The 20,761-nt window shown below is 47.9% G+C and carries 17 protein-coding genes and 1 pseudogene; 7 read left to right on the forward strand and 11 right to left on the reverse strand.

Annotated elements, in window-relative coordinates:
* The first annotated feature begins 180 nt into the window (after nucleotides 1-180).
* Entirely contained in the window at nucleotides 181-2,499 is a 2,319-nt protein-coding gene (gene purL, locus PJF56_RS05385; protein ID WP_283761621.1) for a phosphoribosylformylglycinamidine synthase subunit PurL, read from the forward strand.
* 361 nt (nucleotides 2,500-2,860) lie between these two features.
* On the opposite strand, the gene PJF56_RS05390 is transcribed toward purL, so the two are convergent.
* Nucleotides 2,861-3,592 carry a hypothetical protein gene (locus tag PJF56_RS05390; RefSeq protein ID WP_283761622.1) on the reverse strand — a complete coding sequence of 244 codons (732 nt, stop codon included), beginning with the start codon at nucleotides 3,590-3,592 and terminating at the stop codon, nucleotides 2,861-2,863.
* A 332-nt stretch (nucleotides 3,593-3,924) separates the two neighbouring features.
* Between PJF56_RS05390 and purF the strand changes: the two genes are divergently transcribed.
* Nucleotides 3,925-5,376, forward strand: coding sequence for an amidophosphoribosyltransferase (purF, locus tag PJF56_RS05395; RefSeq protein WP_283761623.1), 1,452 nt, complete (start codon nucleotides 3,925-3,927; stop codon nucleotides 5,374-5,376).
* Nucleotides 5,377-5,464: 88 nt separating this feature from the next.
* Here purF and PJF56_RS05400 read toward each other — a convergent pair whose 3' ends face one another.
* Nucleotides 5,465-9,502 (reverse strand): WD40 domain-containing protein, encoded by a 4,038-nt coding sequence (locus PJF56_RS05400; RefSeq protein WP_283761624.1) that lies wholly within the window; start codon nucleotides 9,500-9,502, stop codon nucleotides 5,465-5,467.
* 1,126 nt (nucleotides 9,503-10,628) lie between these two features.
* Complete coding sequence (locus tag PJF56_RS05405) at nucleotides 10,629-11,204, reverse strand: Uma2 family endonuclease (protein WP_283761625.1); 576 nt, start codon at nucleotides 11,202-11,204, stop codon at nucleotides 10,629-10,631.
* A 454-nt stretch (nucleotides 11,205-11,658) separates the two neighbouring features.
* Between PJF56_RS05405 and PJF56_RS05410 the strand changes: the two genes are divergently transcribed.
* The 4 genes and pseudogenes from PJF56_RS05410 to PJF56_RS22055 all read left to right on the forward strand — a co-directional run.
* Nucleotides 11,659-12,645: a COP23 domain-containing protein gene (locus PJF56_RS05410; RefSeq protein ID WP_283761626.1), complete on the forward strand. Its 987-nt coding sequence runs from the start codon at nucleotides 11,659-11,661 to the stop codon at nucleotides 12,643-12,645.
* A gap of 86 nt (nucleotides 12,646-12,731) precedes the next feature.
* On the forward strand, nucleotides 12,732-13,211 hold the full coding sequence (locus PJF56_RS05415; protein ID WP_283761627.1) for a tetratricopeptide repeat protein: 480 nt from the start codon (nucleotides 12,732-12,734) through the stop codon (nucleotides 13,209-13,211).
* A 56-nt stretch (nucleotides 13,212-13,267) separates the two neighbouring features.
* Nucleotides 13,268-13,591 carry an S-layer homology domain-containing protein gene (locus PJF56_RS22050; protein WP_347179452.1) on the forward strand — a complete coding sequence of 108 codons (324 nt, stop codon included), beginning with the start codon at nucleotides 13,268-13,270 and terminating at the stop codon, nucleotides 13,589-13,591.
* Between the two features lie 289 nt (nucleotides 13,592-13,880).
* Nucleotides 13,881-14,102, forward strand: a pseudogene (locus tag PJF56_RS22055) (S-layer homology domain-containing protein); the annotation flags it as partial.
* A gap of 151 nt (nucleotides 14,103-14,253) precedes the next feature.
* On the opposite strand, the gene PJF56_RS05425 reads toward PJF56_RS22055, so the two are convergent.
* From PJF56_RS05425 to PJF56_RS05450, 6 genes are all read right to left on the reverse strand, one after another.
* Entirely contained in the window at nucleotides 14,254-14,571 is a 318-nt protein-coding gene (locus PJF56_RS05425) for a nucleotidyltransferase family protein (RefSeq protein WP_283761629.1), read from the reverse strand.
* A 10-nt stretch (nucleotides 14,572-14,581) separates the two neighbouring features.
* Nucleotides 14,582-14,941, reverse strand: a complete 360-nt coding sequence (locus PJF56_RS22330) for a UPF0175 family protein (protein ID WP_283761630.1) — start codon at nucleotides 14,939-14,941, stop codon at nucleotides 14,582-14,584.
* 106 nt (nucleotides 14,942-15,047) lie between these two features.
* Nucleotides 15,048-15,443, reverse strand: a complete 396-nt coding sequence (locus tag PJF56_RS05435) for a type II toxin-antitoxin system VapC family toxin (protein WP_283761631.1) — start codon at nucleotides 15,441-15,443, stop codon at nucleotides 15,048-15,050.
* Nucleotides 15,444-15,449: 6 nt separating this feature from the next.
* Entirely contained in the window at nucleotides 15,450-15,746 is a 297-nt protein-coding gene (locus PJF56_RS05440) for a hypothetical protein (RefSeq protein WP_283761632.1), read from the reverse strand.
* Between the two features lie 85 nt (nucleotides 15,747-15,831).
* Nucleotides 15,832-16,230: a type II toxin-antitoxin system VapC family toxin gene (locus tag PJF56_RS05445; RefSeq protein WP_347179449.1), complete on the reverse strand. Its 399-nt coding sequence runs from the start codon at nucleotides 16,228-16,230 to the stop codon at nucleotides 15,832-15,834.
* A gap of 5 nt (nucleotides 16,231-16,235) precedes the next feature.
* Nucleotides 16,236-16,529 carry a hypothetical protein gene (locus PJF56_RS05450; RefSeq protein ID WP_283761633.1) on the reverse strand — a complete coding sequence of 98 codons (294 nt, stop codon included), beginning with the start codon at nucleotides 16,527-16,529 and terminating at the stop codon, nucleotides 16,236-16,238.
* A gap of 184 nt (nucleotides 16,530-16,713) precedes the next feature.
* Here PJF56_RS05450 and PJF56_RS05455 point away from each other — a divergent pair, with 184 nt between their 5' ends.
* Complete coding sequence (locus tag PJF56_RS05455) at nucleotides 16,714-17,112, forward strand: hypothetical protein (protein ID WP_283761634.1); 399 nt, start codon at nucleotides 16,714-16,716, stop codon at nucleotides 17,110-17,112.
* Nucleotides 17,113-17,214: 102 nt separating this feature from the next.
* On the opposite strand, the gene PJF56_RS05460 is transcribed toward PJF56_RS05455, so the two are convergent.
* Both PJF56_RS05460 and PJF56_RS05465 read right to left on the reverse strand, forming a co-directional pair.
* Nucleotides 17,215-18,852, reverse strand: a complete 1,638-nt coding sequence (locus PJF56_RS05460) for an acetolactate synthase large subunit (RefSeq protein ID WP_283761635.1) — start codon at nucleotides 18,850-18,852, stop codon at nucleotides 17,215-17,217.
* 215 nt (nucleotides 18,853-19,067) lie between these two features.
* A complete protein-coding gene (locus tag PJF56_RS05465) occupies nucleotides 19,068-20,435 on the reverse strand; it encodes an NAD-dependent succinate-semialdehyde dehydrogenase (RefSeq protein WP_283761636.1) in 1,368 nt (455 codons plus the stop codon).
* Nucleotides 20,436-20,761 lie beyond the last annotated feature (326 nt).

Consider the following 20,761-nt stretch of genomic DNA (forward strand, 5'->3'; position numbering starts at 1 on the left):
TCTATAATTTACAAATTTTAGAACCGATTGTCCCTTCTTCAATAGATGTCTATTCTATCGAATCCTGCCATTCTCCGCGTCTGCGCGTCTGTGTGTCCCCCTGTCCCTATTCGTCCCCCGATCTTCACCCTTGCCTTTTTGCCTTAAAATCAGAGAGGCGCTCTCTGTTGCGAATCGATCATGGCTGCACCTTCTGACTGTCCGTTTTCCCCCCAAGATATTGCCTCTGAGGGGCTGAAACCCTCGGAATATGAGGATATTGTCCAACGCCTGGGCAGACACCCTAACAAGGCGGAATTGGGGATGTTTGGGGTGATGTGGTCGGAGCATTGTTGCTACAAAAATTCTCGGCCGCTGCTGAGTCAGTTTCCCACCAAAGGCGATCGCATCCTGGTGGGGCCGGGAGAGAATGCGGGAGTGGTGGATCTTGGTGAAGGACTGCGGTTAGCGTTTAAGATTGAGTCCCATAATCATCCGTCGGCGATCGAACCTTTCCAAGGGGCTGCCACTGGAGTCGGCGGTATTCTCCGCGACATCTTCACCATGGGCGCTCGCCCCATTGCCGTCCTCAACTCCCTGCGCTTCGGTTCCCTGGAAGATAGCCGCACCCGTCGCATTTTTACTGGTGTGGTGGATGGGATTGCCCATTATGGCAACAGTGTGGGCGTGCCCACCGTGGGCGGTGAAGTCTATTTTGACCCTGCTTATACCGGCAATCCCCTGGTAAATGTTATGGCTCTGGGATTGATGGAAACCCCGGAAATTGTGAAATCGGGAGCCTCTGGCAGGGGTAACCCGGTTCTCTATGTCGGTTCGACTACCGGGCGCGATGGCATGGGAGGCGCGAGTTTTGCCAGTGCCGAACTCAGCGACAGCTCCATGGACGATCGCCCCGCAGTGCAAGTGGGCGATCCCTTCCTGGAAAAATCCCTGATTGAAGCCTGTCTCGAAGCCTTCAAAACTGGTGCAGTCGTCGCCGCTCAGGACATGGGAGCGGCTGGAATTACCTGCTCGACCTCGGAAATGGCGGCTAAAGGGGGTGTGGGAATTGAGCTGGATCTCGATAAGATTCCCGTGCGCGAAACCGGTATGGTTCCCTACGAGTATCTCCTGTCGGAATCCCAAGAGCGGATGTTATTTGTGGCTCACAAGGGCAGGGAGCAGGAACTGATCGATATTTTCCACCGTTGGGGACTGCAAGCGGTGGTTGCTGGGGAAGTGATTGATGACCCCATTGTGCGGATTCTGTTTCAAGGGGAAACGGCTGCGGAAATGATGGCTACGGCTTTGTCGGATAATACGCCCATTTACCGCCATGAATTGATGAGCGAGCCGCCGGAATATGCCCAAGCTGCCTGGAAATGGACGGAGGCTCAACTCCCCCCCTGTACTGCTGAAGGGATTGAAATTGGGGGAGCGTTCAAATCTTGGAAAGATTGCCTGCTGGATCTTTTGGATACACCCACGATCGCCTCGAAGCAGTGGGTCTATCGCCAATATGACCATCAGGTACAGAATAATACGGTGGTTTTCCCTGGTGGCGCGGATGCGGCGATTATCCGTTTGCGACCGGTGAATGATGGTGCTGAACCTCAACCCTTGCCTGCTGTGCAGTCGGGAGTTGCTGCTACTGTAGATTGTAACTCCCGCTATGTCTATCTCAATCCCTACGAAGGGGCAAAGGCTACGGTTGCAGAAGCGGCGCGGAATCTAAGTTGTGTGGGGGCAGAACCCATTGCTGTGACTGATAATCTCAATTTTGGCTCTCCAGAAAAGCCCATTGGCTATTGGCAACTGGCACAAGCCTGTCGGGGACTCTCGGAAGCTTGCGGGGAATTCTCGACTCCGGTGACTGGGGGGAATGTTTCTCTGTATAATGAGACGCTCGATAGTCAGGGTAATCCCCAACCGATTTATCCGACTCCGGTGGTGGGAATGGTGGGGTTAGTGCCGGATTTAGGGCGCATTTGCGGTCAAGGATGGCGGAAAGAGGGCGATCGCATCTACCTGTTGGGTTCCGGTTCTCCTTTAACATTGGGCGCTTCGGAATATCTCGCTAGTCTCCATAAAACCGTCGCCGGACAGCCGCCGAAAGTGGATTTTGACCTAGAACGTGGGGTGCAAGGGGCTTGTCGCCATGGCATTCGTCAGGGATGGATACAGTCAGCCCATGATTGCGCCGAAGGGGGGTTAGCGGTGGCGCTGGCAGAATGTTGTATTGCTGGAGGCTTCGGAGCGCAAATTGACACTACCCCTGGAGAGCAACGCCCAGATCTGAGTTGGTTTGGGGAAGGGTTAGCCCGAATTGTGGTGTCGGTTGCGCCAGAGTTTGGAGAAGCTTGGGAAGCCTATCTTCAGGAACAATTGCCCCATCAATGGCAGGTTATGGGCACAGTGGAAGGTGGAGCAGCCCTGGAGATTAAGGGCATTTTAACCGCTACAGTCTCGGAAATGGGCGATCGCCATCAACAAGCTATTCCCCGCCGTCTGCACATTTAGCCCATTCCGTCCTGCAATTATCCCCCGTAGGGGCGGGTTTTACCCAAATCTATAACACCCACCGATAACTTACCTGAACCCGCCCCCACCCCACCCATACACGCAGAATCGATCATCCTTTATCGCCGAGAATAGGGCGGGTTTACTCCATTGGTTGGTGGGTTTCCTAAATTTGGGTTAACCCGCCCCTACGGTATGAATGTTAACGCCGTTTCAACAGGGAACCGAGACCCCCAACGGCTAACAGTGCCAAGCTATAGCTTTGATATCGAACAAGCGGGCAAGATGCCATTTTCCAGTATTTGTAAACACTATAGAGCGCAGCGCTATAATTTTATAAATAATTTATCCCTCTATGGCACTATACTCCAACTGAGTCAGCAGGCTGGTTAGCTGTGTAGTCAAAATTGAGGAACATAATCACAGACACCGTTGTAAAGTAATAAGTAATAATTCCGGTAGCCAGGTGAAGGAAAGCTGCGGCAGCAATTTCTAACCCAATGACGCTGAGTAGACCGCTAACGATACCGATTATAGAAGCCAAAAGTAGAATAGGGATAATCAGTAAGATCGCTAAAAGTAGGAGTCGTCCAAATACACCCCACCAACGACCTTTAACTAGAGTTTGACTATAGCTCATGGCATTGAAACCACAATCGCGTAATGCAACAGCATAGTAGGCAAAGCTGTACCGAATGGCCAGCCAGATGCCAGGAATAATAAATACAACCAAGCCCAGTGCAACAGCAATCGATACCAGGAGACTGACACCGAAGGCGATAAAAAACTTGGGTGCAGCATTTTGTAATACTGTCATCGTCTCTACACTCTGACCTCGAATGGAGCGCTCAACGACATTGGGTAGAGCTAGTCCAACGATTATAACCAGAACACTAGAGATAATAGAGAGCAGTACCTCTAAACCATCTGGAATCTGCTCGAATTCTTCCAGAATTAAAAGAGGTATATTCGTGATTAGAGTAAAAATACAAAAGATTTGAATATTCTTTCTAAACTCTGACCAGCCTATACTCAGGTATTCTGGAACCCCAAGTAGAGACTGTTGCAGAGAACTTTGCAGGTTTGATTCCATAATCGTAGACTCCCTTTCAATTGGATAATGAGTTACCTAATAGAACTTGACCAGGATCAATAGGGTATCTAATCCCTGGCACACTCAGCGTATCACATCCCTCTAATCGTCAAATATATGTATGGGGTTGACCGTGTTGTACGCTTCAAGCCCCCCATCTCTCTATCTCTCCATCCCCATCAATTCGTTATGTCATTGTGTTAAGAAAACATTAAAATAAAATTAGGTATCCACGCTTACATTTTGAGCAACAGGTTTTTTAATCTGAGCTACCCTAAATTGAGAAAACAACACCGACAACGTGATACCGCTTACCTATCCCCATCGAACCTATGGAGCTTGATGTTTTGAATCCCAACCGTGCCGATAAACCCGAAGAAGCCTGTGGTGTGTTTGGCCTATACGCCCCCTCAGAAGAGGTGGCCAAACTCACCTATTTTGGTCTCTATGCCCTCCAACATCGGGGACAAGAATCCGCAGGCATTGCTACTTTTAACAATAGACAAGTGCATTGGCATAAGGATATGGGCTTAGTGTCCCAAGTTTTTAATCAACCTACCCTCAATCGTTTGGTGGGGGAAAGTGCGGTGGGTCATGTCCGCTATTCCACAACCGGTTCCTCACAGGTGTCGAATGCCCAACCGGCCGTGGTAGACACCCGGCTAGGGTCTCTTGCTTTAACACATAATGGCAACATTGTCAATGTGATAGAACTGCGGGATAAATTGATCCAGGAAAATCATTGTTTCCTGACAACGACAGACTCAGAAATGATTGCTTTGGCGATCGCCACAGAAGTCGATCGCGGTAAAGATTGGTTAGAAGGCGCAATCTCGGCCTTTAAATATTGCAAAGGAGCCTATAGTTTAGTCATTGGCACACCGGACGGTATTATGGGAGTCCGCGACCCCCATGGCATCCGTCCCCTGGTGATTGGCACATTGGGGCAAAATCCTTGTCGCTATGTGCTGGCCTCGGAAACCTGCGCCCTAGATATTATTGGGGCCGACTATTTGCGGGATGTGGAACCGGGTGAACTGGTTTGGATCACCGAAGAGGGGTTAGCCTCCTTCCATTGGGCCCAAAAACCCCAACCCAAACTTTGTATCTTCGAGATGATTTATTTCTCCCGTCCCGATAGCGTGGTGGAGGAAGAGACCATCTATAGTTATCGCAAACGGTTGGGTCATTATTTGGCTAAAGAATCCTATGTGGATGTGGATCTGATTATTGGTGTACCCGATTCGGGGATTCCGGCGGCGATCGGATTTTCAGAAGCTTCTGGTATTCCTTATGCCGAAGGTCTCATTAAAAACCGCTATGTGGGTCGCACGTTTATCCAACCGACTCAAGCCATGCGCGAATCGGGAATTCGCATGAAACTCAATCCCCTCAAGGATGTGCTATCCGGGAAACGGATTATCCTAGTCGATGACTCCATTGTGCGCGGAACCACCAGTAAGAAACTGGTCAAGGCTATCCGCGATGCGGGAGCAACGGAAGTTCACATGCGAATTTCGTCGCCTCCCGTCACTCATCCCTGTTTCTACGGTATTGATACGGACAATCAAGACCAATTGATTGCGGCGACTAAATCTGTAGATGATATTTGCCAACAAATTGGTGTAGACTCCTTAGCCTACCTCAGTTGGGAAGCCATGCACCATGCCACTGGCGATCATCAAGAAAACTTCTGTTCGGCTTGTTTCACGGGCAATTATCCCATTGACATCCCCGAACCCCTGAAGCGATCGAAACTGATATTAGAAACGACCCATTCCTAGTTAAATGGGGTGCGTTATCAACGCACCCTACTGGTGATATCAAGTCCGGTTTCCGCAAGCGGACATGAAAGGGGGATCAAAATGTACCTCACTCCATGGCTCCATTGGCTTGAAGGGTAGAGATCGCGGCTGGAGTTAAGCCTTCAATTTCGGCAATCTTCATCTCTGCATAGGGACGTGCTACCCGCAGGGTGTTCATCAATGCTCCCTGGTTCACATCCCAGAGTTTAATCGTCTCGTCTTCGCTGCCACTGGCTAAGGTGGTAGCGTTGGCACTCAAGGAGAGCGATCGCACCCCTTCGTTATGTCCAGTTAAGGTATGCAGGCAGTTCCCGGTGTTTGGATTCCAGATTTTGATGGTGCGATCGCTGCTCCCACTGGCTAAAATTGCTCCATCTTGACTCATCGCTAACGCATGAACCCAATGATGATGAGCGGGCAACGTCTGCAAGCAGTCCCCCGTTTCCCAATTCCAGAGCCGCACCGTAGTATCATCACTACCACTGGCTACAATTGATCCTTGCGAACTCGCAGCCAAAGACCCCACCCAATCCTGATGTCCGGTTAAAATGCTCAGGCATTCCCCCGTTTGCAGATTCCAGAGGCGAACGGTCAGATCGTCGCTGCCGGTTGCCAGCACTTCCCCATTGCCACTGAAGGCTACCGTGCGCGTGGGGCGAGTATGTTCCTCGAATGTATACAAACACTCCCCCGTATGGGTATTCCAAACCCTAGCCGTTTCATCCCCGCTTCCCGTGGCTAGAAGTTTCCCATCGGGGCTGAAGCGCACGCACCAAATGGCATCTTCATGACCGGTGAATGTGCGAAGTAAGCGCCCCGTACTCACTTCCCATAACTTCACCATGCGATCGCCGCTCGAACTGGCCAAAAGCTGACCATCCGGACTAAAATCCACCGATTGCACCGTAGCCAAGTGACCTGCCAACGTCTTCAAGCATTCCCCGGTTTTCACGCACCAGAGCCGCACCATACGGTCTAAACTACCACTAGCCAACAGTTGACCATCCGGACTCAAGGCTACCCCCCAAATCCAATTGGTGTATCCCTGCCAAGATTTTTGGCACTTTCCCGTCCGTACATCCCACAGTTTAACAAAATTATTGACGCTGCTACTAGCCAGGGTTTTGCCCCCATCATGGGGATTAAAAGCTACTTGCCAGATCCAGTTGGTATGGCCGTATAAAACATGCAGGAGTTCCCCCGTACCCACATCCCAGATAACAATGGTTTTATCATCGCTTCCACTGGCTAAAAGATTGCCATCGGGACTAAAGGCTACGGAATGCACCCCATTCTGGTGTCGGTGCAGGGTTTGCAAGCAGTCCCCCGTGTCCACATCCCAGAGCTTGACGGTGCGATCGTCACTGCTGCTGGCCAGCAGATGACCGTGGGGACTAAATGCTACCGACCACACCCAATTCTCATGACCTTCTAACACCTTCACCTCGCCGGTTTCTCGATCCCACAGGCGGATGGTCATGTCATTACTACTACTGGCGATCAGGTCACTTTCTTGGCTCAAGGCGACACAACACACCCCTTCCGTATGACCGGTGAAGGTATGCAGACATTGGGGCTGTTCGGGGTGGGAAAGACTCCAAAGTTTCACTAAGCGATCGGCTGCTCCGGTGGCTAAATTTTGACTATCGGCACTAAAAACCACGGAGCGCACGGTTTCTTGATGCTCTGTTAAGGTGGCAATACAGTCCCCATTGGAGAGATCCCAGAGTTTTACGGTTTTATCGGCGCTGCCACTGGCTAAAAGATTACCATCGGGACTAAAAGCGATGGAGCGCACCCAACCTTGATGACCTTGAATGGTTAAGAAGGGTTGACTGTCGTCGAATCCCCAAAGGCGAATGGCTCCATAGCCATCACCGATCGCCACTAATCGTTCTTTAGGGCTAACGGCGAGGCAAAAAACGGGGCCGAAGACATCGGTAAATACGGAGCCAACAAAGTGACATTGGCTAAAGTCGGTGTGGTTGAGGTTGTGTCCTTTGAGGTAGGCTTGGCGGATGGGGAGTTGGGAAAAGTTGGTATGGGAGAGGTTGATTTTCAGTTGACAGAGGAGGTTGATCAGGTTGCCAGCAGCGTATCCGAGAAATTTGGGGTTGGTAGGGGCGGGTTTGAAACCCGCCCCTACGCGCAATTTGTGTAAAAATTGTTCGATCCAGGGGCGGGGATTTTGCAGGTCGATGAGGTTCGTCAGGTAGTCGGCAATGGGTTGGAGAATCAGGCGGATTTGACTTTCGCGCACGTAGTCTTTGGCGGTGGCTTTGATCAGAGCATGGCTGTTGAAGAGGTTGAGATTTCCGGTTTGCAGTTCGGTGCAGATTTCTTGGATGAAGCGGTTGGTGAGGTATTCCATCACCACGTTTTGCAGGGTGGTGGTGATGGGGGTAAGACTGCTGGAAATGGATTCAACCAGCGATCGCCCCACTAAAGAGTATAGAATTTCGATTAGTTGGCGGCGATCGGGCTGTAGGGGTTGCCCCATCATGTCTTCTTGCAGGGTTTCTGGGGTGACGGGTTCCCGGTTGATGGCTAACCAATAGAGGATATGTTGTTCTGGGAGGGAGAGGCGCTGCCATTGTTGATCGAGGACTTCGCAGACATCCTGAATGGCGATCGCCTCCCCACGGTTTAAGTAGTTTGCCGCACTCCCCCCATACAGCTCCTGAATGCGAGTGGCAATCAGTTTCAGCACCAGGGGATTCCCATTGCAAGAGTCCGTGAGTTGCTGGTTCACTGTGGCACTTGCATCCAAACCCTTAGCTTTCAGAATCTCCGCAATTGCCCCCTCATCTAACCCCTGTACTTTCCACACCCTCACCGGTAATTTTGGCCCTTGCAGCGCGTTAATCGCCTTCGGTTTTTCCCGACTGGTGAGCATTAAGCAGCCTTGATGCTCCGTTTCCCCCAACCGCGTCAGGAAATCGCCATAATCCTCATATCCTGGGCGATAGCGTCCGGCAGTCGTTTGCGGTTGCAGAATGGCTTCCACATTATCAAAGACCATCAAACAGCGATGTTCCTTCAGATGGTCAATCAGTTGGGTAATTCTGCGGTGGATGGGGACATCTTCTGGGTTGTCCGGTTCATAGTTGAACAACTGGTTGATTTCGTCGAGCATCTCGCTCAAAGGAGGAGCTTCTCGCAAGGAGCGCCAAATAATGGCTTCAAAGTCCCCAGCGACTTCCTGGGCGAGTTTCACCGACAGGGCGGTTTTGCCAATTCCCCCAATACCTAACAGCACCAGCACCCGACAGCGATCTTGGGTAATCCAGGTTTGCAGGGTGTCTAGTTCGTCGTTGCGTCCATGGAAAATGGAGACATCGGGCGCTTCTCCCCAGTGTTGTTTGTTCGTTTTGGGTGACCTAGGGGCGGGTTCTGTAGGGGCGGGTTTGAAACCCGCCCCTACGTCGGAATGGGAACCGAAACCCGCCCCTACGTCGGAATGGGAACCGAAACCCGCCCCTACGTCGGAATGGGAACCGAAACCCGCCCCTACGTCGGAATGGGAACCGAAACCCGCCCCTACCTGGGAATGGGAACCGAAACCCGCCCCTACAAGGTTGGTTAAGGGCGGAATATTAAGCAATTCCGGCTTGTATTTAAAGAAGATCGGGATCAGATAATTTCGTTGAGTCGTGCTATTCCCGCGAATGCCAAATTTGTGATAGATGTTACGGATCTGTTTGCGGATCGTTCCGGGGTTTTTGTTCAGGGAGGTGGCAATTTCTTCGTCGGTTTGGTTCTGGAGGAAGAGCTGTAAAACCGGTTTTTCTTGGGTAGAGAGGCGATCGCAAATTTCCTCAAAGTCTTCTGCACTCATGCTCTGGAAGTTCTTCAAGTAGGGAATATTCACCAACTCCGGTTTATATTTGAAAAATAGAGCAACCAGAAAAAAGCGCCCTCTCCTACGCCCATCATCTTTCTTGATGCCAAAAGAGTGATAAATACCGCGCCGAATTTTCTGCACATCTGATTTATTACTGGCTACCGTCGTAGCGATTTCCCGATTATTAAGCAATTCGTGCAAAACTTGCCGCTCTGTAGGGTTGAGTCCTGCGAGTATGCGATCGAACTGCTGTTGATTCATGGCTCTATACCGATGCTATAGGAATGACTGGCTCAGAGGTCAACATTCGCCTGTTCTGTGCTGTTGAAGTCTGAGTTTTTTTGTCTGAGGCACACAACCATATATTACACAGTCTTTCTCCTTCTTTACAGTCCCTCAGCTTATGGAACATCCGGATGTTTACTCTCAGAGATTGGGTATCATTCCGGTTTTTTACCTCTGTAAGGGAAAGTGGGTTGATAGTTTACTTATTTTATACTTAATTTTTTCCCTCATCCCCCTCCCCCCTTCTCCCACAGGAGAAGGGGGTACAAGTCCCTCTCCCGTGGGAGAGGGATTTAGGGAGAGGGCAAGATCATTAGTCATTTTTTCCCCAGTTGACGACAAAAATAGATAGGGAGTCAATGTTGTTTTTTTTATTTAATGTTTTGTGGCGATCGCCCGCCCCTCTCCCAGCATTTTGCCCATCTCTTGCCCAAAAGAACATTCGGATGTTTACTTTTTGGGAGGCGATCGCCGTTGGGTTGGTTATATCAAGTTCGCTTATTCATGTCCGCGAAGCGGAAATACCCTAATTAAAAATCCAGGGAGCAAGATGCTCCCACTCCAGTCATATCAAAGAATTCGAGGAGTGCGGGCATCTTGCCCGCTTCTTAACAAATTTTCATGTCCGCTTTAACAAATTTTCATGTCCGCTTGCGGAAACCGGACTTGATATGAGATGAGATATAGCATTTCTCTCTTGCATGAGGTATAGCCCTCACCCCCAACCCCCTCTCCCACGGGAGAGGGGGCTAAGTCTGTATCTTATCTATTTGAGAAACGCTATAACCTAAAGAAGTATAGCAATTCTAAATGAGTTATAAATCATTGCCCCTCATCCCCCTACCCCCTTCTCCCACAGGAGAAGGGGAAAAGTCCCTCTCGGAGTGGGAGAGGGATTTAGGGAGAGGGCTTTTTCTATTTCACAACTCAAATGGACTTGCTATAGCTTGGAAAAACAGCCATGGGTATTTCTGAATTGCTGCCAATCCTGCAAAATTTAATTGAAACGGGTTCTTTGGCTCACATTAATTTTAATCAATCGAGCGGCGATCGCCCAAATGACTCAAGTTCCTGAATAGGCGATCGCCTTTTGCTCCCACTTTTACCAAATCAAGTGAAGATTCAAAACAAATCCCGGTAAAATATCCCCTCCTGATAAGGTGAGAGGATTGTCTAGAACTTGTTTGGCTTGTCCCTGACGATAAATTTCGACTTGACGGTTCTTCGGGTTAATGAGCCAACCTAACCGAGTGCCATTGTCCATATATTCCTGCATTTTTGCTTGTAGTAGCTTTAAGGAATCGCTCGGCGATCGCAGTTCAATCACAAAATCTGGAGATAAGGGTAAAAATTTAGTCTTTTGTTCTGCGGTTAAAGCCTCCCATTTCGCTAAGGGTATCCAAGACGCATCGGGGGAATAATCTGCCCCATTCGGAAGAGTAAACCCACCCGATGAATCAAAGACAATTCCTAATTGAGTTTGTCTATTCCATAGGGCTAACTCTAGGTTAAGGTCAGAATTACGCTTACTGGTTTCCCCTCCTGTGGGTGGCATAACGATCAAGTCCCCTTTAGCGGTTCGTTCTAATCTTAAGTTACGGTTGGCAGCACACAGTTGATAAAATTGTTCATCCGTAATCGAGGCGGTTTCTGGATTGTTCAAAATCAATGCTGTCATGTTTTTATCTCGCTGAACCTATCAAAATCCTAACAGATCCCATGCAGCGAAGACTAATCTCTAGGGGGTGCTGATGCCCAGGAGGGCGATCGCCCAAATGACTCAAGTTCCTGAATAGGCGATCGCGAAGCGATGAGTCCCATTATCGCCAACCCCTCAAAATAACATTCAGATGTCCATAGACAGCCTGGGAACGACCTGCTTTAATCTAAGAAATGCCAAGAAAACAAGCAAAATATTATTTTTATGCTCAAATTCTTAAGAAATTCTAAAGTCCTCGCTTCGGAACGACTTAATCCCTTGGGACGGAATGATATTGCTTGAGTTCCAACAGTAGATTTTTATCTAGTCCATTCGGGTGTGAGGGGTATTGTGTCTCTAAATAAATCGGGGAAAGGAACAGACTTGAGATTCCTGATCTACCAAGATTTCTGAAGTTAACCCAATCAAAATTATGAAATTTAAATTCAATCGCTCCAACTGGTTCTCTCGCGTGTTGATGGGAACCGCAATTCTCGCAACTTTGGGCGTTATGGTTCCTGAAGTCGTCAATGCAAACGGTGCTGAAAGTCAGGATACCTTGGCTGTTTATCCGCGACTTTCTGCCCAAGAACTGGCAGAACATCGGCGCAAGCAAATTGAGGAACTGGTCAAGGAGATCGAAAAAACTCAGGCAGAAATGAACGCCAATCCTCAACAGTTTTGTCAACAAGAAAATGGGCAAAAATGTGCGGTTTTGAGTAACCAACTTCAGGTAACCGCCGGACTCTTCTATAGTATGGGAGAAGCCTTGCAAGAGCAAAACAATCCACAACAAGCACAGAGGCAGTTTGAAAAGGCAGGTAGCTTTACGGAGCAGGCCAATCGAATTCAATCACTAACTCGTGGTATCCAAAGTGGCTATTACACTGAAGGCACTGGAGGTTCGTATCCAGGTTTAGATGAAAATCTGGTGAGCTATCAGGAGGCTGAAAAATCAGATTTGCAACAAGAAGCAACTGGATTCTTCCAACAAGGTGAGAACCAATTAGCTTATCAAAGTATTGGCCAAGTTTCTAAAGTTGGGAAACATTTCGACTGTCGCCAAAATAATGGTCAGTGGCAAACAGTTGTCAACAAGAATTCTCAAAGTCACCCTCTGATTCTTTGGGGCGATCTAGGAGGATACTCAACTGAAGCTCGCTGTAACGCTGTTTCAGCACGTTTAAACAATCTGGAATCTCATGTTGTTCAAGATGTAGCTCAAACATTTAAGGTGGATGAGATCGAGGTCGATCAGAAGAAAGTTACGGTGGTTTGCGTACCCGATCGCGGTCGATGCAACAGCGAAAATGCAATCTTTACTCTGACGCGAGCCTCTAGACCCAGTAACTGGGAGATTCAAGAGCAATTTATCGGTTTGGTTAACGACCCCGGATCGGAGGCTCCCATCCGCAATTAATTCAGTTCATTCCGTAGATTGGGCTGGAATACATAACCCAATCTACCCTCTACCATTCATCTTTTGCACAACTATCCAAACTGACAATGTTTAATTTTCTTCGTTTTCCAAAAATTCTGCCCATGCTCGCTGGAGCGATCGCCCTATTTTCTGTAACTGGAATCGTTCCTGAAGTCGTTCGCGCTGATAGCTCTTTAGCGACAGGAAACTACCGAATTGCACAAAGCTCAATTGAGGGACTTGAGGGACTTGGTGCGATTGAGGGAGTGGAAGCGCTTCAGCAGGTCATGGAAAAAATGCTCAAGACGTTGGCAGAAACGTCTTACGCTCAGGGCGAAACTGCTCTAGAGGAACAAGATTTTCAACAAGCAATGAACCACTTTAATGAGGCAATTGAACGTTACTCAGAATATGCCGAAGCTTATGTTGGGAGAGGGGCAGCCCGCGCTCAATTGGGCGATCAATCCGGCGCTGTTTCTGATTTACAAACTGCCGCCAGTTTGTTCCAAAAACAAGGCAATACCGAAGCCTACCAGCAGATTCAGCAAGTCTTACAAGGACGGTAAGTAGTCAAATGATATCAAAATTTCTTCGCAAATCATTGCAAAACACATTGAAAATTATGGTCATTGCTCTGGCTATATGCGGAGCGATCCTTCTCCCACAAAGCATTCAAGCTCATACTTCTAGTTTGGTTCCTGCTAACTCATCGCAACTTGAAAATACCCCAGATATCTCTCAACTAATAGCCCAACGTTATTATAGGGATGTAGTACCTACCGATTGGTATTTTCAAGCTTTACAAAGTTTAGTAGACCGCTATGGAGTCATTCCAACTCCAGATCCTGACGACTCACTTGAGCGATTTAGACCAAACCAACCAGTAACACGAGCAGAATTTGCTTCTGTGCTAAATCAGGCTCTCGATATCATCTCTAGCCGCTAAAAACACAACGCGATCGCCTTTCTGGGTGTCGAGGGGGCGATCGCCACAACCCAAATAATTTTTTGTACACAATCAGCCACATTATCAACTCATGAAAAACCTAAATGTTTTGCACAAATTATTGCAAAATACATTGAAAATTATGGTCATTACTCTGGCCATATGTGGAGCGATCCTGCTTCCACAAAGCATTCAAGCTCATACTTTTAGTTTGATTCCTGCTAACTCATCGCAACTGGAAAATACTCATTACCCAGTTGAGTCACTCGATATCGAAAATGCACCTGAGATATCCCAAATAACGAGCGTGAGTCAATATAGGGATGTAAGACCTACTGATTGGTATTTTCAAGGTTTACAAAGTTTAGTAGAACGGTATGGTGTAACTGTTCCTGGAGATTCAGATGGGCTATTTAGAGGAAATAAGCCAGTAACACGAGCAGAGCTAGTTGCCACACTCAATGCTGCTCTCGATCGCATGAATCAACTCATTGCTGCTGCGACTGCTGACTACTAAAGGTCACCGATCGACTAAACCATGTCAAGCGATCGCCTTTCTGGGTGTCGAGGGGGCGATCGCCACAACAAGCCCCTTAAATTTGAACTGGAGACACGCGATCGCATTCCGAACCCATCAGGATGCGATCTTTTTCTTCCCTCCCTCAGTTCAGGCAAACATAGATAATCTCTGCATTTCCTAAAATTTCTTCGCGTCGCAGCCAATTTTCACTACGCTCTATCGCCCTTTTACTGACAAAATCAATCGGCCTGCTCACCAAATTTTCCAGTTCTTGCTGCATCTCCATCACCTTAAATAATCCCCAACGAGCATCCGGAGAGAAGGTAAACAAGAAATCAATATCGCTGTTCGGGTTGAAATCATCGCGCAGAATAGAGCCAAACACCGATAATTCAACAATTTTCCAGCGCTGGCAAAACTGGGCTATTTCTGGTTCTGGTAAGTTGATTTGTCGCTTCATTTTCTGAGACTTATTTCAGGCATTCCCAATCGTTTTCATCCACAATAGGACTGACCAAATCTCCTGTAATTTTAGCTTTACCCGCAATCAAAGGTGAAGGTTGGCGGCGTTGTTTTAACTCTGCAATGCTTTGAAGATCTCGTTCTAGTTCCGCTTCATCATAGTTTAAATAAACTCCCATGCTCTTCAAAAAAGCATGAGTCTCTAGACGCGAAGAAATCCCAAGAGTGCGGCCAACTTCTGCGGTACTCAATGCTCCAGAACTGTAGGCATCAGCCACAAGTATTTCTAAAACTCTGCGCTCGATAGGTTTAGACTCTCCACCTAATCTTTGCGCGATTCGATCCGGTATTTCAAGGGTAATTTGCATCGCTCTCTCCATTGGATGGGTCTCAATAGTATAACACCTAGAACGGCGATCGCCTCTAACGACACCTCAAGATTAGACTGCCACATCCTTCTACCTCCAGCCTACGCTAAAGCCAATCTTCCAACATCAAATCTTCAACCCTGTGCATATCGGAATCATGGGAAACTAGAAGCAGATTATGGGCGATCGCCGTTGCTGCAATTAAAATATCCGCATCTTCCATTGGCTCTCCTTTCCGTTTTAGATTGGCATGAATTTGTGCCGCTCTCTCGAAAATTGCCAGATCGCCCACGATTACTTGATATTTCTGACATAAGTCCTGAAAATCCTTAAGCTGACGAGTTGCCCCATTCGCAATCAATCCTCGTTTGATTTCATAGTAAGTCATTCCGGCGAGGAAAACGCTTTCACCTAAAACATCTAGGTTTCCCATTTTTTCCTGGACTTTTCTATTATTCTTCAAAATTGCTGTGACAATATTCGTATCCAGTAGATAACCCATGGTGACTTACCATTTACCTTCCACTGCGGCATCAAAAATAGCCATCTGTTCTGGCGTTAGCTCGTTCAACGTTCCCGCAACAGCCTCTCTCACCATTACCCGCTCAACTCGATCGGTCAATTCCGACTCATCCACAGCACAAAGCTCCTGGGTATCCACTTGTGCCAATAGGTTAGAAAAGATGCTCATCACCTCATCTTTTTCTAATCGCTCTCTGAACTTCTCGTTTTCTTGGAATAAGCGATCGACAATTTCAGAAATTCGACTGATGACGACATCTTGCGCTGGAAAAACTTGGGTCATAATCTTCTCCCCTACAATATGGACAGACTATAGATAGTATAACTTCCAGAAGTCAGAGGCGCGATCGCTCCCTGTCCTCCTCCAGCTAAAGCCAATCTTCCAACTTCACATCTTCAACCCTCCGCATATCCGAATCATGGGAAACCAGAATCAGATTATGGGCGATCGCCGTTGCTGCAATTAAAATATCTGCATCTTCCATTGGCTCTCCCTTGCGTCTTAAATTGGCATGAATTTCCACAGCTTTCTGGAAAATATTGAGGTTATCCAAATACAACAGAGGAATGCGAGCGCACCAAATCTCTAAATTCGCCAACTGCCGAGTGGCATTAATATACAAAAGTCCTCTTTTAACTTCATAGTAACTTACGGCACTCAGATAAATCTCTGCACCTTGACCTTCGATATACTGTAATCGAGTCACTACCCTTGAATTTCTCTTCACCAGTGCAGTAATAATATTCGTATCGAGCAAATAACCCAATCCGATTATCTCCCGGCAACTGCCGCATCAAATTGTGCCATTTCTTCTGGTGTCAGTGTATCTAACATGCCATAAACTAATTCCGTTGCCATTAAGAGATCGACTCGGCGGAGTAACTCCTCTTCTTCTAGCAATAAAATGCTATCGCGATCGACACTTTCAAAGACATTCAACAACATCTCCATTATTTTCTGTCGATCGAGTTGCTCCCGAAAACAAGGGTTCTCATCCATTAATTTTTGAACGATATTGGAGAGACGGAAGGTAAGGGTATCCGTAGCAGGAACTCGATTTATCATAATTTTTTGAGGCTAACTATACCTTTGATAACAGCCAGAAATCAGAGATATTATAACTCCCAGACGTGAGAGGGGCGATCGGACTCCGTATCCCATTGGCGATCGCCCCCCAGACTGTGAGATACTGAGAAAATTAGGGTAAGCGTCCTCTAAAATGAGGAAATATTTCTATCCAGAGAGGGCTATGGGATATCTCACTGTCATTAGCGAAACCGGTTTTCCTCATTCTGTGTGTTGCTTTGAATACAACCATAAATCAGAATGGTATGCCTTCAAACCGAAAATCCCCAAATTCCCCCTCTGTCCTGGCTATATCGATCGCTCCGATAGAACTCCCTACATCAAACACTGGGTCAAATTTGCAATTCCTGACTCCGACTTAGAGCAAACGATTAAGCAAATGTTCAGTAAATACCGAGGATTAATCTATTGCATTGGTAAAGGCCCCGATTGCGTTACCCTATCTGTAGATGTAGCTCAGTGGTGTGGTTTAACGCTCCCACCCCCCCCTAATCTGATTCCCGGTCATCTGGTATCGAAGTTAGCTAAACTCAATTCCAGTTTAGTCCAAGAATACTATTAAACGAAGCTGACAAAATTCGGCGATCGCCGATCCTGCAAGAGTTCTAGAATTTCAGTTAAGACAAGGGTTTTACCCTTTTGATAGAACAGGGATCAAACAGGGCTAAATGCTGCAACTTAAGCCACCCGCTTTTTTACTGAAACGGGCATTTTCTCGATAGTCCACAGGGCAGTCAATCACCGCAGGAACGTCTTGCGCTAGAGCTTCTTTAAGGATGGGAAGCAAGTTTTCCGAGGTGTCAATTCGGTATCCTTTTAATCCCATACTTTCCGCTAATTTAACGAAGTCAGGGTTGGTAAATTTAATGAAGGCAGATTCGCCATATTGGTCTTCTTGTTTCCACTCAATTAAACCATACCCCCCATCATTAAAGATGATCGTCACAAAGGCTGTTCCCACTCGCAGAGCAGTTTCTAGCTCCTGACAGTTCATCATGAATCCGCCATCACCAGTCACGGCAACGACTTTGCGATCCGGATAAACCAATTTGGCGGCGATCGCCCCTGGAATGGCAATCCCCATGGCGGCAAATCCATTAGAAATAATACAAGTATTAGGGCGATCGCAGTGATAATGGCGAGCCATCCACATTTTATGAGCGCCCACATCAGAAATTACCACATCTTCGGGCCCCATCACTTGCCGCAAATCATACACAATTTTTTGCGGTTTCACCGGGAACCCCGGATCGTTAGCATATTGTTCGTAATCTTCACGAATTTCTCCACGCAATTGATGAATATAAGGATCGGGTTTTTCCGATCGCTCGCAGCGCCGCAAAATTTCCAACAGCGCATCCGAAATATCTCCCACCACTTCCACTTCGGGAATATAGCTGCTATCAATTTCAGCCGGTTTTGCCCCAATATGAACGATGGGAATGTTTTTATTAGGATTCCATTTTTTCGGGGAATATTCAATCAGGTCATAACCAATGGCAATCACTAAATCCGTGCGATCAAACGCACAACTGATAAAATCCCGTTGTTTTAATCCCGTTGTCCACAAGGATAAGGGATGACTATAGGGAATTGCCCCCTTACCCATAAACGTATTAGCCACTGGAATATTCAAATGGGTAGCAAACTCCGTTAAGGCTTCGCTGGCATTGGCGCGAATCGCTCCATTGCCCACTAAAATCATGGGAAACTTGGCTTTAGAAATCACTAAAGCCGCTTCATTCAGGCTATGATAAGCGGCATAGAACTTATCTTTTTTGTCTCGTTTTAAGGGGTCACCTTCTGCGGGCATATCGGCAATATTTTCCGGTAAATCAATATGGACTGCACCGGGTTTTTCCGTTTGGGCAATTTTGAAGGCGCGGCGCACAATTTCCCGCGTATTGCTGGGGCGGACAATTTGGGTATTCCACTTGGTCACCGCCGTAAACATGGAGACCAAATCGAGGTATTGATGGGATTCAATGTGCATTCGGTCTGTACCCACTTGGCCGGTAATGGCCACTAGGGGAGCGCCATCGAGGTTAGCATCGGCAACCCCGGTCATGAGGTTGGTGGCTCCTGGGCCGAGGGTGGATAGACAGACACCTGCTTTACCGGTGAGACGACCATAAACGTCGGCCATGAAAGCGGCCCCTTGTTCGTGGCGGGTGGTAATAAATTGAATGGGAGAGTTGGTGAGTGCTTTTAGCACCGCCATGTTTTCTTCTCCAGGAAGGCCAAAGATGTATTTAACGCCTTCGTTTTCTAAGCAACGGATGAGTAATTCTGCGGTATTCATGGGGATGGGATGGGATAGAGGGATGGGGGGATCGGGAAATGGGGGATCGGGGGATCGCCTATTCTATTAAGTCCGGTTAATAGGTTAAGAAGTTGGGGGTTAAGAAGCGGGCAAGATGCCCGCACTCCTTGAGAAATTGGATATTTTGTAGTGGGAGCGTCTCGCTCCCTAGCTCCTTAATTAGGGTTGGTGAACCTGCCCCTACTCATTACTCATTATTTAATCCAAACGGTTTTGAGGTTGACAAATTCGCGGATGCCTTCGACACTGAGTTCTCGGCCATAGCCCGATCGCTTGATGCCACCGAAGGGAAGACGGGGGTCAGATTTAACCATGCCATTGATGAAGACGGCTCCAGCTTCGAGGTCGCGAATGAGGCGATCGCACTCTTCTCGATCCGTTGTCCAAGCACTGGCTCCTAGTCCTAAAGAGGTGGAGTTAGCCAGGATAATGGCTTCGTCGATGTCTTTAACCCGGAACAGGAGGGCGACGGGGCCGAAAAATTCTTCGGTGTCGGCGGGAGTGCCGGGGGGAATGTTGGCTAAAATGGTGGGCGGGTAGTAGTTTCCGGGGCGATCGCTCAGAGCTTGGCCACCAATCAGAACTTCTGCCCCTTGACTCACACAGGCTTGCACCAGTTCATCCACTTCTTTCAGGATACTGGGGGTCGCTAGGGGGCCAATATCATTAGCCTCGTCCATGGGGTCACCCATACTGAGCTGACGGTATTTTTCTACCAGGGCATTTTGGAAGCGATCGGCGATCGCCTCCACCACAATAAACCGTTTAGCGGCAATACAGGACTGGCCATTATTTTGCACTCTTGCAGTCACCGCAGTAGCCACCGCAGCATCGAGATCGGCGCTCTCTAACACAATAAAGGGATCGGTTCCACCGAGTTCCAAGACCGTTTTCTTAATGTGTTTTCCGGCAATAGAGGCTAAACTGGCTCCAGCCGGTTCCGATCCGGTTAAAGTCGCGGCTTTTACCCGGTCATCGGCCACAATTTGGGCTACCTTATCCGCACCCACGAGGAGAGTTTGAAAAGCGCCAGGAGGGAAACCCCCTTGGGTAAAAATCTCTTCCAAGGCGATCGCACATTGGGGCACATTAGAGGCATGTTTGAGCAGTCCCACATTACCCGCCATCAGTGCCGGAGCCGCGAAGCGGAAAACTTGCCAGAAGGGGAAATTCCAAGGCATCACCGCCAGAATCGCCCCCAAGGGATGGTAAGCCACAAAGCTTTGACTGGCATCGGTTTCCGTATAAGTCGGACTGAGGAAGCTTTCAGCGTTATCGGCATAGTAGCGACAAACGAGGGCACATTTTTTCACTTCGGCGATCGCCTGTTTAATCGGTTTTCCCATTTCTGTGGTAATGATTTTGCCAAACTTTTGGGCATCTTTTTCCACAATGTCCGCCGTTTGCTTTAACCAGGTGGCTCTTTGGGCAAAGGATGTTTGCCGATAATCTAAAAAGGCTTGTTGGGCTAAAGCTAATTTCTTCTCTAATTCAGCATCTGTGAGTGCCGAAAACGTTTTACAAGTTTCTCCGGTTGCTGGGTTAACAGTGGCAATGCCCATGCAGTTTCTCCCTAAGAGTGTCTCATGCGATAAAAAAGCCTTTTGCCCGATCGCAGATTGGTCTTTCCGGCAAAAGACGTTTACGGATTGTCTTCATTTAAATTTTAGATACAATAGAGGGTCAACAGATTTAAACTCTACAATTTGTATCACTTTTAGAGTGTAGGTATCTCCTCTAAGGTTAAGAAATGTGTCTTATCGCCAGGATTCGGGATCAGTATTTCCTCACCAGTCCCCGCAGTTCAGGCACTTGTGCCGCAATTTCCCGACCAATTTCCAAAGAAGCCGTTGCCGCAGGAGAAGGGGAAAGTCCCTCTCCCTATATC

It is taken from the genome of Roseofilum halophilum BLCC-M91, from assembly GCF_030068445.1.
Lineage (GTDB): Bacteria > Cyanobacteriota > Cyanobacteriia > Cyanobacteriales > Desertifilaceae > Roseofilum > Roseofilum halophilum.

Coding starts and splice junctions, on each gene's coding strand:
- purL (WP_283761621.1), top strand. CDS start 181: ATGGCTGCACCTTCTGACTGTCCGTTTTCCCCCCAAGATATTGCCTCT.
- PJF56_RS05390 (WP_283761622.1), bottom strand. CDS start 3,592: ATGGAATCAAACCTGCAAAGTTCTCTGCAACAGTCTCTACTTGGGGTT.
- purF (WP_283761623.1), top strand. CDS start 3,925: ATGGAGCTTGATGTTTTGAATCCCAACCGTGCCGATAAACCCGAAGAA.
- PJF56_RS05400 (WP_283761624.1), bottom strand. CDS start 9,502: ATGAATCAACAGCAGTTCGATCGCATACTCGCAGGACTCAACCCTACA.
- PJF56_RS05405 (WP_283761625.1), bottom strand. CDS start 11,204: ATGACAGCATTGATTTTGAACAATCCAGAAACCGCCTCGATTACGGAT.
- PJF56_RS05410 (WP_283761626.1), top strand. CDS start 11,659: ATGAAATTTAAATTCAATCGCTCCAACTGGTTCTCTCGCGTGTTGATG.
- PJF56_RS05415 (WP_283761627.1), top strand. CDS start 12,732: ATGTTTAATTTTCTTCGTTTTCCAAAAATTCTGCCCATGCTCGCTGGA.
- PJF56_RS22050 (WP_347179452.1), top strand. CDS start 13,268: ATGGTCATTGCTCTGGCTATATGCGGAGCGATCCTTCTCCCACAAAGC.
- PJF56_RS05425 (WP_283761629.1), bottom strand. CDS start 14,571: ATGAAGCGACAAATCAACTTACCAGAACCAGAAATAGCCCAGTTTTGC.
- PJF56_RS22330 (WP_283761630.1), bottom strand. CDS start 14,941: ATGCAAATTACCCTTGAAATACCGGATCGAATCGCGCAAAGATTAGGT.
- PJF56_RS05435 (WP_283761631.1), bottom strand. CDS start 15,443: ATGGGTTATCTACTGGATACGAATATTGTCACAGCAATTTTGAAGAAT.
- PJF56_RS05440 (WP_283761632.1), bottom strand. CDS start 15,746: ATGACCCAAGTTTTTCCAGCGCAAGATGTCGTCATCAGTCGAATTTCT.
- PJF56_RS05450 (WP_283761633.1), bottom strand. CDS start 16,529: ATGATAAATCGAGTTCCTGCTACGGATACCCTTACCTTCCGTCTCTCC.
- PJF56_RS05455 (WP_283761634.1), top strand. CDS start 16,714: ATGGGATATCTCACTGTCATTAGCGAAACCGGTTTTCCTCATTCTGTG.
- PJF56_RS05460 (WP_283761635.1), bottom strand. CDS start 18,852: ATGAATACCGCAGAATTACTCATCCGTTGCTTAGAAAACGAAGGCGTT.
- PJF56_RS05465 (WP_283761636.1), bottom strand. CDS start 20,435: ATGGGCATTGCCACTGTTAACCCAGCAACCGGAGAAACTTGTAAAACG.